Raw genomic sequence first — 12,147 nt, forward strand, 5'->3', positions numbered from 1 at the left:
TCATCCTTCGAGGCTCCCGATGGGGCGCTCCGCGCCCCATCACTCGCACTCAGGATGACGGGAGCCACAGCGAACTGGCACATCCCTGAAGATGCAGTCTCCACGAGCTGCCCCTAGCTGGGCCAGCGGGACAGAAGGCCGCTCGAGGCCTCGAACAATGCGCTCACGCGCAGCAATTCTGCGTCCGCCCGGAAGCGGCCGACCAGTTGGAGGCCGATCGGCAGGCCGTCGCGGGCAAAGCCGCAGGGAAGGCTGATGGCGGGATGGCCGGTCATGTTGAACGGCATGGTCCAGGGGAACCAGTGCGGCCGGACGCTGTCGTAGTGCCGACCATCGATCTCGATGTTGCCGAAGAGGTCCTGCTTGATCGGCAGCGCGGTTCGGGTGAGCGTCGGCATCGCCAAGAGGTGTCCGCGCGCAAGCAGCGATTGCACGCGGCGGAACAACGCGGTGCGCGCGAACATCGCCTCCTGATAGTCGACGCCGCTGACCTCGCTGGCGAGCGCGAGCTGCTTGAGGAAGGCCTCGCTCAGTTCGTTCTTGTGCTCGGCCGCGAGCTTTGCAAAGCGCGTGCGCCAGACGGTGTGGTTGATGGCGCGCCAGATCGGCTCGATATCGAAATCATCGCCGGAGAACTCCTCGAGCTCGGCACCTAACCCCGCCAGTCGATCAAGGCTCGCCTTGAAGCTGGCGGCGACCTCAGTGGACACCGGACGGCCCGGCGGCGTCAGGCAGTACAGGATCCTCAAGCCGCGCAGGTCGCCGCGCGAGGCCGCGGTGCCGATGAAGTCAGGCACGGGGACGCCGATCGACCAGGGATCGCAGGCATCCTCGCCCGCCATCGCCTGCATCATCAGCGCGGTATCGGCCACGGTGCGGGTGGTCGGCGTGACGTAGGTCTGATTGCCGAACACATCCAGCGCCTGGCTGTGCGGGATCACGCCGTTGCTCTGCTTCAGCCCGACCACGCCGTTGCAGGCCGCCGGAATACGCGTCGAGCCGCCGCCGTCGGTCGCAATCGCCAGCGGCGCGATGCCGCTTGCCACCGCCACCGCCGCGCCGCCGCTGGATCCGCCGGACGAGCGGCAGGCGTCCCAGGCATTGCGGGTGCGGCCGAACAAAGGTGAATCGGTGAGGCACTTGCTGCCGAACTCCGGCGTCGTGGTCTTGCCGATCAGGATCGCGCCCTCGCTGCGCAGCCGCGCAACGGCGACTGCATCCTCGGTCGGCACGTTGTCCTTGAAGGGAACGGCGCCGAAGGTGGTCTTCACGCCCTTCGTGTTGACGATGTCCTTGACGGTGACGGGGATGCCATGCAGCAGGCCGAGTTCCTCGCCCGCCATTACCTTGCGCTCGGCTTCGCGCGCCGCTGCGATCGCCTCATCACCGCACAGGGTGATGAAGCAGTTCAATTCGGGCTGGAGCGCCTCGGCGCGGGCAAGCACGGCGCGGGTGAGCTCGACTGGCGACAGCTTCCTCGCGACGATCAGGCTACGCAGCTCAGTTGCGGAGCGGAGACAGAGGTCGTTGCTCATGGTGGCAGGCTCGCATCAGGATGTACAGACCTTGCCAGCGCGCAGCCCATCTGTCCATTTCGGTCGGTGCATGGCCGTCGTCGATCGCGGCATCGCGAAGCCTTGCGCCGACTACCACCTCCAGCTGACCTCGTGGCTCCAGGGTGGATCGGCGCCCGGACGGGTGCAAGTGAGGCCGGCGCAATTGGCCGCGAAGGACAGCGCGCGGCGAAGCTCGTCGGCACCGACGTCCTTCAAGGCTTGCTGGGCAATGCGCCTCTGCTTGTGCAGAGCGAACAACAATGCCGCCTGAAAGCTGTCGCCGGCGCCGATGGTGTCGGCGACCTCGACTTTGGGGGCGACGACTTCGATCTGCCCCGCCCCTGCATGCCAAGCGACGGCGCCATGGTTGCCCCTGGTGACGACGACGAGGCTCGTGCCCTGCGCGAGCAGCGCGCTCGCGCGCTGCTGATAGGGCTCGTCGCCAAAGAGATAGGCGAAATCGACGTCCGACATCTTGATGAGATCAGCATGCCCAGCGAACTCCGCCATGCGGGCGAGATAGGCCGGCTTGTCCTTGACGAGATTCGGTCGGCAGTTCGGATCGAAGGAGATGGTCGAGAACGCGCGCGCATCCGCGATCAGAGCTGTGGTCTCCGCCGCGCCCCGGTCGTTGACCAGCGTGGTCGAGCCGACATGGAGAGCTTCAACCGTGTCGAGCGGAATTGTCCCGCGTCGGTACGTCCAGTTCCGCGTCGCCGTCTCGGCATCGTAGAACGCGTAGTGCGACTCGCCCGCGACGATGCGGACGAAGGCGAGCGTGGTCTGGTGATCGCTGCGGGTGGCAAGACCGAGGTCGACGCTGGAGGCGGTTGCATGATCGGCGATCATCCGCCCGAACAGGTCGGTCGAAACGCCGCCGACGAAGCCGGTCGGCGCGCCGAGCCGCGCCATACCGATCGCGACGTTGAGACAGGAGCCGCCGACGGCGGGCATCACGGCCTCGCGACCTTCCGCATTTCGCGTCGGCACGAAATCGATCAGCGCATCGCCGCAGGCAATCAGCATGTCTTTCAACCTCTCGCGACGCTGCGCATCGCCGCGCGGCTCCCCTGGTCGACCTCGCGCAGCAGCTTGTAGACTTCGCGCTTGCGGGCATGAAACGCCGCCATCTCGGGCGCGGTCGGCTCGCTCTTGCGTCCCAGCGCCGACATTTTGGCCATGGTCTGGCCGATGTTGGCATAGGCACCGCCGGCGACGGCGCCGAGCATGGCGGCGCCGAGCAGCACCGGCTCCTTCGTCTGCGGCAGCGCGACGGTAAGGCCGGTCGTGTCGGCCATGATCTGCCGCACCAGCGGACTCCGGCTGGCGCCGCCGCCCATGATCATGATGTTCGAGCGCACGCCATGAGCGGCAAAAGCCTCGATCACCTCGGCGAGCCCATAGGCAAGACCGCAGAGGCCGGCGACGAACAACCGCTCCATCGAACCGATGTCGGTGTCGAGATCGAGGCCGGCGATCACCGCGCGCGTGTCCGGGTCGGCATAGGGCGAGCGGTTACCGATGAATTCCGGCAGGACGTGGACGTCACGCGCCAGCAGCGCAGCGCGACTGGCATCGCCTGCGCGCGCGATGATTCGGCGCTCGAGGAAGTCGATGAGATCGAGGCCGTCGCTGCGCGCGACCGTGCTCACCTCGCCGAAACCGGGGTGCGACTTGAGGAGATGGTCGATCGCCGCGCCCGCCGCCGACTGGCCACCCTCGTTGAGCCAGAAGTCCGGGACCATGCCGGAATAATAAGGCCCCCACACGCCTTGCACGAAGCATGGCTCCTTCGTCGTCGCCATGATGCACGCCGACGTTCCCATGATGTAGGCGAGACGGTCGCAGACGTCGGTCACCTCGCCCGCCCCATCGCGTCCGCCGATCGCCCCGACGCCGCCGGCGTGGGCGTCGATCAGTGAGGCGCCGACCGGCGTGCCCGGTGAGAGGCCGAGTTCAGCCGCGGCAGTTCGGGTCAGCCCTGCCCCAAGCCGCGTGCCGGGGGCGACGATCTCGATGCCGATGCGCGCATAATTCTCGGCGACAAAGTCGGACAGACCAATGCGCTTGAAGAATGGCGCGCTCCAGCCGCCGCCCTCGTGGGCGAGGTAGTTCCACTTGCAGGTGACCGTGCAGGTCGAACGCTGCAGCGAGCCGGTCGCGCGCCAGGTCAGGTAGTCCGCGAGATCGAAGAAATGGCCCGCTGCGTCAAAACTCGTGCGCAGATGCCGCTTCAGCCACAGCAGCTTCGGCATCTCCATCTCGGGTGAGATCGAGCCGCCGACATAGCGCAGCACCGCATCCTCGGTCTCGTTGATCAGCCGCGCCTCGGCGATGGCGCGATGGTCCATCCAGACGATGACGTTGCGCTGCCTGTCGCCGGATCCACTGACGGTGAGCGGCTCGCCATGCCGATCGAGGACAACCAAGGAACAGGTAGCGTCGAAGCCGATACCGCCGACGTTATCGGGCGTAATGCCAGCCTCCGCCATCGCCGCGCGTACCGATGCCGCGCAGGCCTCCCAAATGTCCTGTGACGACTGCTCGACGATATCGCCGGCCTCGTGCCAGACCCGGATCGGATGACGCGCCATCGCGAGCAGCGTGCCAGCCTCGTCAAATACCCCTGCCCGCGTGCTCGTGGTCCCTACATCGACGCCGATATACGCTCGCGGCATTGTCGCTCCCGGTCGCTTCGTCAGTCTCGACGGGAGCCTACCAGCAAGTGTAGCCGCCATCCACCAGCACGATGCTGCCGGTCATCAGGCTCGCGGCCTCCGACGAGAGGAACAGCACGACGGAAGCGATCTCCTCGACCTGCCCCATCCGCGCCATCGGAGTTCCGCCGATCCAGGCGTCGTACATCTTGGGATTGCTCTTTACGAAGGCGTTGAGCGGCGTCTCGATGTAGGTCGGGGCCACCGCATTGACGCGGATGCCGCGCGCGCCCCATTCGGCGGCGAGCGACTTGGTCAGATGGTGCACGGCAGCCTTGGAGGCGTTGTAGAAGCACTGCTCCTGCGGCTTGTTGACGATGAAGCCGCTCATCGAGCCGACATTGACGATGGCGCCGCTTCCAGCCTTCAGCATGTGCTTGCCGAACTCGCGGCAGCACCAGAACGTGCCGTTGAGATTGACGTCGATGACGTTGAGCCAGTGCTCGTCGGTGACGGTCTCCGCGGGCGTCTCGCTGCGGGCGATGCCGGCATTGTTGACGAGGATGTCGACCTTGCCGTGGCGGGCGACGAGGTCGTTCGCGACTTCGGCCACACGGTTGGTATCGGTGACATCCATGACCGCGGTCTCGACGTCAAGACCCTTTGCCTTCAGGCTGGCTTTCCCGCTGTCAGCGACCTTGCCGTCACGGTCGCCGATGATGACCCGGGCGCCGGCCTCGGCCAGCGCCTCGGCGCAGCCAAGGCCGATGCCCTGTCCGCCGCCGGTAATGAACGCGGTCTTGCCGTTCAGCTTGAATTTTTCCAGGTACATGATCGTCTTTCCGTTTTCTTGCCGTTTCTTGTCAGCTCCGAAGAGCGTTGCCGTTCTCGTCGAAGCGGTGGATGCGCGCGGGGTCCGGCACCAGCGATACGGGGTCACCGGCGTGCAGACTCAATTCGCCGATGTAGCGCGCCGTCAGCATGCCGAGCGCGCCGGCATCGACGTAAAGGAAGGTGTCGCTACCGAGATGCTCGGCCACTGCGATAGTGCCCTGCCAGCCGCCAGTGCCGTCGCGCTCGATTTTCAGGTGCTCCGGCCGGACGCCGATCGTCGCTGCCCCCTTGTGCAAAGCAGGCTCGCCGGTGACGAAATTCATCTTGGGCGAGCCGATGAAGCCGGCGACGAAGAGATTGGCGGGCCGCTCGTAAAGCTCCAACGGTGAGCCATATTGTTCGATCTTGCCGCCGTTGAGCACGACGATCTTGTCGGCCATGGTCATGGCTTCGACCTGGTCATGGGTGACGTAGATCGCGGTGGTGCCGAGTTGCTTCTGCAGCCGCGTCACCTCGATGCGCATCTGCACGCGCAGCGCCGCGTCGAGATTGGAGAGCGGTTCGTCGAACAGAAACGCCTTGGGCTCGCGCACGATGGCGCGGCCGATCGCGACCCGCTGGCGCTGGCCGCCGGATAGCTCGCGTGGCTTGCGATCGAGATAGGGCGTGAGATTGAGCGTCGCGGCGGCGGCCTCGACCTTGCGGTTGATCTCGTCCTTGGCAAGGCCGGCCATCTTGAGGCCGAAGCCGATATTGCCGCGCACGCTCATATGCGGATAGAGCGCGTAGGACTGGAACACCATCGACAGCCCCCGTTTTGCCGGCGGCGTGTCGACGACGTTCTTGCCGTCGATCAGGATCTTGCCGCCGCTGACGTCCTCGAGCCCCGCAATCAGCCGCAGCAGTGTGGTCTTGCCGCAGCCGGAGGGACCGACGAACACAACGAAGGACCCATCGGCGATATCGAGGTCGGCCCCCTTGATGATGTGCACCGGGCCGAAGGATTTTTGTACGCCCTGAAGTGTGATCTGACCCATGATCCCCCTCTACTTCACCGCGCCGAAGGTGAGCCCGCGCACGAGCTGCTTCTGACTGAACCAACCGAGGACGAGAATGGGTGCGATCGCCAGCGTCGAGGCCGCCGACAGCTTGGCCCAGAACAATCCTTCCGGGCTCGAATAGGAGGCGATGAACGTGGTGAGTGGCGCGGCGCTCGAGGTCGACAGATTGAGCGTCCAGAACGCCTCGTTCCAGGCCAGGATCAGGTTCAGCAGCAAGGTTGAGGCGAGCCCCGGGATCGCCATCGGGGTCAACACGTAGATGAGCTCACGGCCGATGGTGGCACCATCCATGCGTGCGGCCTCCAGAATGTCGCGCGGAATCTCCTTGAAATAGGTGAACAGCATCCAGATGACGATCGGCAGGTTTCCGAGGCACAGGATAAAGACGAGGCCGATGCGGGAATCGAGAAGGCCGAAGGACTTGTAGATCAGGTAGATCGGCACCAGCACGCCGACCGGCGGCATCATCTTGGTCGAGAGCATCCACAGCAGGACGTCCTTGGTACGTTTGGTCGGCGAGAACGCCATCGACCACGCCGCCGGAATGGCGATCAACAGTGCAATCAGCGTCGAGCCGCCGGCGATGATGATCGAGTTCATGGCGTGGTGCAGATAGTCGCTGCGCTCCTGCACGGTAGCGTAGTTTTCCATGGTCCAGTGGAAGAACAGGAACGATGGCGGTACCGCGAATGCCTCGAGTTCGGTCTTGAAGCTCGCCAGCCCCATCCACAGAATCGGGAAGAAGATCAGGAAGCCGAACAGCCAGGCCGCCGCCGTCGATATCGCCACCCGCCGCGTCGTCGCCATCCGCGCCATGTCAGGCCTCCAAATTGCGGCCGACGATACGGACCAGGAAGAAGGCGACGACATTGGCGATCACCACCGCGACGAGGCCGCCCGCGGAGGCGCTGCCGACGTCGAACTGGATCAACGCCTGCGAATAGATCAGGAACGCGATGTTGGTGGTTTGCAAGCCCGGCCCGCCGCCGGTGGTGACGAAGATCTCGGCGAATACGGTGAGCAGGAAGATGGTCTCGATCAGGATCACCACCGTGATGGGCCGCGCGAGGTGCGGCAGCGTGATGTAGATGAAGGTCGAGACCGCGCTGGCGCCGTCCATCTCGGCGGCTTCCTTCTGCTCCTCGTCGAGCGATTGCAGCGCCGTCAGCAGGATGAGCGTCGCGAACGGCAGCCATTGCCACGTCACGATCAGGATGACGGCAAGCAGCGGTACATCGTTGAACCAATCGATCGGCGTAAGGCCGAACAGCGAAGTGAGCCAGGCGAACAATCCCGACACCGGATGCATCAACAGGTTCTTCCAGACCAGCGCGCTCACCGTCGGCATCACGAAGAACGGGGCGATCACCATCAGCCGCACGAAATTGCGCCCGATCACGGGCTGGTCCATCAGCAGCGCCAGGGGAATGCCGAGCAGGATGGTCAGCGCCAGCACGGAGCCAACGAGCACCAGCGTATTCTGGAGGGAGGCCAGGAAAGCGGGATCGGTGAGGAAGTAGCGGAAGTTTTCCAGGCCGACGAACGATTCCGAGCCGGGGTCGAGCAGGCTGTAATGCAGTGTCGAGAAGTAGATCGTCAGGGCGAGCGGGACGATCATCCAGATGAAGAGCAGCCCGACCGCAGGTGTCAGCAGCGAGCGCGCAAGAAACTGCGTCTGCCGGGTTGCCATCCTGACTTCTCCTCTTGGGGAAGAAGGCGGCCATCCATCCGGGGACGGACGAATGGCCGCGAGTCTGAGCTCAGGAGGAAGAGCTCGGGTTCATTTGATGTAGCCGGCGCGCTTCATCTCGCGCTCGGTTGCGGATTGAGCGGCCGAGAGCGCCGCGTCGACGGTGGTGGAGCCCGCAAGCGCCGCGGAGAATTGCTGGCCCACCTGGGTGCCGATGCCCTGGAATTCTGGGATCGCGGCGTATTGCACACCCACGTAGGGAACGGGCTTCACCGTCGGCTTGTTGGGATCAGCGGCGTCGATCGAGGCCAGCGTCAGCTTGGCGAACGGCGCGACCTTCAGATAGTCGGGGTTCTGGTAGAGCGAGGTGCGCGTGCCCGGCGGCACGTTGGCCCACCCCTCCTTCGATGCCACAAGCTTGGTGTAGTCCTTGCTGGTTGCCCAGGCGATGAACTTCTCGGCGGCTTCCGTCTTCTTGGAGCCGGCGGGGATTGCGAGATTCCAGGCCCACAGCCAGTTGGCGTTCTTGCCAAGCCCGGTGTTGGGCGCGAGCGCGAAACCGACCTTGTCGGCGACCGTGGAGTCCTTCGGGTTGGTGACGAAGGAGGCCGCGACCGTGGCGTCGATCCACATCGCGCATTTGCCGGCGTTGAACAGTGCCAGATTCTCGTTGAAACCGTTGGAACTCGCGCCGGGCGGGCCGGCTTCCTTCATGAGATTGACGTAAGTCGTCAGCGTCGCCTTCCATTCCGGCGTGTTGAACTGCGGCTCCCACTTCTCGTCGAACCAGCGCGCGCCGTAGGAATTGGCCATCGCCGACAGGAACGCCATGTTCTCACCCCAGCCGGCCTTGCCGCGCAGGCAGATCCCGTAGACGCCGGCGCTCTTGTCCGTGAGCTTCTTGGCGGCGTCGACGACGAAATCCCAGGTCGGCTTTTCCGGCATCTTCAGGCCGGCCTTCTCGAACAGATCGGTGCGGTACATCACCATCGAGCTCTCGCCGTAGAACGGCGCGGCGTAGAGCTTGCCGTCGAAGGAGACCGCATCCTTGATCTTGGGCAGGAGGTCGGCGACGTCGTAATCGGCGCCGAGATTGGCCAGCGGCACCAGCCAGCCCTTCTTGGCCCAGATCGGCACCTCGTAGGTGCCGATGGTGAGGACGTCGAACTGGCCGCCCTTGGTGGCGATGTCGGTGGTGACGCGCTGGCGCAGCACGTTCTCCTCCAGCGTCACCCATTTTACGGTGATATCAGGATTCTTCTTGGTGAATTCCCCCGTCAGCCCCTGCATGCGGATCATGTCACCATTGTTGACGGTGGCGATGGTCAGGGTCGTTTCGGCCATCGCGGGGACGGCCAGCAGCAGGCAAGACGCGCCGCAGACGGCGCCCAGGACGTGTTTCACGGTGACCTCCCTAAGAGTCGCGTTTTGAGCATATGCCCACGCGTTGAGCGTATGTTCAGCCCAAGGAAGACAGTTGTCAAGCAGGCGCGCGAGTGTTCAAGCAACTTATGAGTGCTGCGGTGCGGGAGGGACGGGGTGTCGCTTCACTCATAGCCGTCATACCCCGCGAAGGCGGGGCATCGAGTACTCCGCGTCGTCCATTGGTTTGCCTCAAGTGGGGCCGCGGCGTAATGGATCGTCCGCCTTCGCGGACGATGACAGCGGTGTGGGTAGAGGGACTTCCCGCCTCGTATGCACGCCGGAGGCGTAAACGCCCTATCGCTCCAAGATCGCCCTTGCTGTCGCCTCGTCCGTGATCAGCCCATTGATCAACCGCCCGTTCAGTGCCGCAGCGATCGCCGCCACTTTGGCGGCGCCAACCGCGGCGCCGATCGTCGTGGTCTTCGCCGGCACTTCCGGCGGAATGCTGGTGAGGCGCTTGTTGGTGCCGGCCTTGAGCAGGCGGCCCTTGGCATCATATGCCCAGCCCGTGATCTCGCCGATGGCCCCCAGACGCATCATCTCGAACAATTCGTCCCGGGTGACGAAACCGTCGATATGCACCTGCGCCTTCTGGTCCATCTGACCGATGCCGACGAGGCGCAAATCCGCCTTGGCCGCGACTGCCTTCACCTTCGCGATCGGCTCGATGCGCACCATCCTATTGCGCTCGTCCTCCGACGACATCAGGAACGGCAGCGGCATCGGATAGTGCCGCGCCCCGGTGCGGTCGGCGAGCCGGCCGACGGTATCGTAGAAGCTGGCCGAGCCGTCGGCGGAGATATTGCCCACCAGCGAGACGATCTGGTGATTGGGCCGGTCGATCGGCGTGACGCGCTCGACCGCGGCGCGCACGGCCCGGCCGGTGCCGAGCGCGACGATGACCGGCGTCTCCGAGCGCAGCGTCGCATCGAGCAGATTGGCGCAGCGCTCGGCGATGCCCGCATTGGCCTGCGGCGCGACAAGATCTGCCGGCACCACCTCGCAATGAACGAGATTGAACCGCTCCTTCAGACGCGCCGCCAGCTCCATGCAGGCGGCGATGGGATGTTCGAGCCGGAAGGTGATGAGACGTTCGGCAAGGCACAGCGAGACCAGCCGCTGCGCCGAAGCGCGCGAGACCTGGAGCATCTTTGCGATCTCGTCTTGAGTGTGGCCGGCAATGAAGTAAAGCCAGCCGGCGCGCGCAGCGTCGTCGAGTTTCGACTTGTCGTTCTCGGCCGCCATGCGGGGCTCACACCTTCCAGAAATCGCTCATGCGCGCGAAGACCCGATCGGCCCCGGCGGCGGACAATATAGCGTGGCCGTCGCCGGTGCGATAATGGCCGCCGCCGACAAATCCCCAGACGGTCATTCCGGCCGCCTTGCCCGCCTGCACACCGCTGACGCTGTCCTCGATCACCAGCGTGCGTGAGGGCGGCGAGCGCATGTTCTCGGCCGCATGGAGAAAGAGATCGGGCGCCGGCTTACCGTGCCTGACCATCTGCGCGGTGTAGAGCCGATCGCCGAAATGTGCGCGAAGACCGGTGACGTCGAGCGAGAGCGATACGCGGTCGATGTCGCTGGACGAGGCCACGCAGAACGGCACGGTCAGCTCCGAGATCACCGCCTCCACCCCGGGGATCGGCTCGAGCGAGGCGACAAACGTCTCCAGCACATGTGACTTCAATCGCGGCAGGAAGCCATCCGGCACGATCTGGCCGAGATCGCGGTAGTGCTGCTCGATCGCCTTGGTGCTGCGTCCAAGAAACAGTTCGAGCGCTTGCTCCTCGCTGAGCGCGAAACCGAACTCGGCCAGCACCTCGGACAGGCAGCGGCAGCTCAAGAGCTCGCTGTCGACGAGCACGCCGTCACAATCGAAGATGATCAGATCGGGTTCTGGCCGGCCTTGGTCCATCCGGACATTCGATCATATACTCAGCAAGTGAGCAATAGCTCAGAAGCCGATGTTGAATCATGGGATCGCCGGGGAGATCTTCGAGGATTCGCAGCCGGCCTCTCGTTGCTCGCAATCCGTCGCCGACATCTGCCTTCCACATCAAAGACGCCGAATAGACCACCGGCGCGGTTCCGACTTTGTCGGCGCACAAACAATGCATCCGGCCGGAGGCGCGTTTGCGCTATCGCAACGTCCCGCTGGTCCTTCCGCCCTAACGTGGATCAATTGAGTTCCAGGCGACGATATGATCGATGCACAAATCGGGCTGATGACCGCGCCCCCACTATCATCGCATTCGCCATCGCGCTCCGGCGAATGGGGGTGCTATCGACGGTGGCAACGGTCTCGGCGGTGAGCCTTTCGGTTGCCATCGCCGTGGTGCTCTTCACGAGGCAATAATCGTCGGGCGTCGCAGCCCATTCCGGCAACAGAGCGCTTCGGCTCATCGCCGTAACGCGGTAAAGTTCGCTACCGCACACGACCCAATGAGTTCGCTATGCCTGAGATCATCAATCTTGGTGGGCTGCAGCTGACTTTTCTCCGGAGCAAGGACGACACTGCCGGCGCTCTCGATCTGTTCGAGATGACCCTCCAGCCGAACGCGCGAATGCCGATCCCTCACTATCACGATCGTTGGGACGAAACGATCTATGGACTAAGCGGCGTCTCGACCTGGCGGATCGATGGAATGGACGTCGACGTGGCGCCGGGCGAGACCGCGTTCATCAAGCGCGGCGTGGTGCACGGCTTTACAAATCGTTCGGCCCGGCCGGCGACCTGCCTGTGCATACTCACCCCCGGCGCGCTTGGCCCTAAATATTTCAAGGAAATGGCGGTCCTGCTCGCCGCCGGCACGCCCGATCCGGCAAAGATGAAGGAGACGATGCTGCGCTACGGATTGGTACCAGTGCTGCAGTCTTGAGCTGTTTACGACGCAGTAGCGGGCTGGCAGTCGGGACCGTAGACC

At 64.5% G+C, this 12,147-nt stretch carries 11 protein-coding genes; 1 reads left to right on the plus strand and 10 read right to left on the minus strand.

The window, feature by feature from the left end; all coding sequences use genetic code 11:
- Positions 1-113: 113 nt before the first annotated feature.
- From P6U27_RS22875 to P6U27_RS22920, 10 genes are all read right to left on the minus strand, one after another.
- The gene (locus tag P6U27_RS22875; protein WP_407192687.1) at positions 114-1,535 is read right to left on the minus strand and encodes an amidase; all 1,422 of its coding nucleotides are present in this window, start codon (positions 1,533-1,535) and stop codon (positions 114-116) included.
- 111 nt (positions 1,536-1,646) lie between these two features.
- Positions 1,647-2,582, minus strand: a complete 936-nt coding sequence (locus P6U27_RS22880; protein WP_407192688.1) for a carbohydrate kinase family protein — start codon at positions 2,580-2,582, stop codon at positions 1,647-1,649.
- 5 nt (positions 2,583-2,587) lie between these two features.
- Complete coding sequence (locus tag P6U27_RS22885) at positions 2,588-4,234, minus strand: FGGY-family carbohydrate kinase (RefSeq protein ID WP_407192689.1); 1,647 nt, start codon at positions 4,232-4,234, stop codon at positions 2,588-2,590.
- 37 nt (positions 4,235-4,271) lie between these two features.
- Entirely contained in the window at positions 4,272-5,045 is a 774-nt protein-coding gene (locus P6U27_RS22890) for an SDR family NAD(P)-dependent oxidoreductase (RefSeq protein ID WP_129143077.1), read from the minus strand.
- A 31-nt stretch (positions 5,046-5,076) separates the two neighbouring features.
- Positions 5,077-6,084, minus strand: coding sequence for an ABC transporter ATP-binding protein (locus P6U27_RS22895; RefSeq protein WP_407192690.1), 1,008 nt, complete (start codon positions 6,082-6,084; stop codon positions 5,077-5,079).
- A gap of 9 nt (positions 6,085-6,093) precedes the next feature.
- The gene (locus P6U27_RS22900) at positions 6,094-6,924 is read right to left on the minus strand and encodes a carbohydrate ABC transporter permease (protein WP_129143075.1); all 831 of its coding nucleotides are present in this window, start codon (positions 6,922-6,924) and stop codon (positions 6,094-6,096) included.
- 1 nt (position 6,925) lies between these two features.
- Positions 6,926-7,798, minus strand: coding sequence for a carbohydrate ABC transporter permease (locus P6U27_RS22905; protein ID WP_122404020.1), 873 nt, complete (start codon positions 7,796-7,798; stop codon positions 6,926-6,928).
- Positions 7,799-7,888: 90 nt separating this feature from the next.
- Positions 7,889-9,202, minus strand: a complete 1,314-nt coding sequence (locus tag P6U27_RS22910) for an ABC transporter substrate-binding protein (protein ID WP_407192691.1) — start codon at positions 9,200-9,202, stop codon at positions 7,889-7,891.
- Positions 9,203-9,517: 315 nt separating this feature from the next.
- Positions 9,518-10,468, minus strand: a complete 951-nt coding sequence (locus P6U27_RS22915) for a sugar-binding transcriptional regulator (protein ID WP_407192692.1) — start codon at positions 10,466-10,468, stop codon at positions 9,518-9,520.
- 7 nt (positions 10,469-10,475) lie between these two features.
- Positions 10,476-11,138, minus strand: coding sequence for an HAD family hydrolase (locus P6U27_RS22920; RefSeq protein ID WP_122404023.1), 663 nt, complete (start codon positions 11,136-11,138; stop codon positions 10,476-10,478).
- 538 nt (positions 11,139-11,676) lie between these two features.
- On the opposite strand from P6U27_RS22920, the gene P6U27_RS22925 reads away from it, so the two are divergent.
- Positions 11,677-12,102: a cupin domain-containing protein gene (locus P6U27_RS22925; RefSeq protein ID WP_122404024.1), complete on the plus strand. Its 426-nt coding sequence runs from the start codon at positions 11,677-11,679 to the stop codon at positions 12,100-12,102.
- The last annotated feature ends 45 nt before the right edge of the window (positions 12,103-12,147 follow it).

Origin of the sequence: Bradyrhizobium sp. STM 3566 (genome assembly GCF_045571445.1) — a bacterium.
GTDB classification, from domain to species: Bacteria; Pseudomonadota; Alphaproteobacteria; order Rhizobiales; family Xanthobacteraceae; genus Bradyrhizobium; species Bradyrhizobium vignae.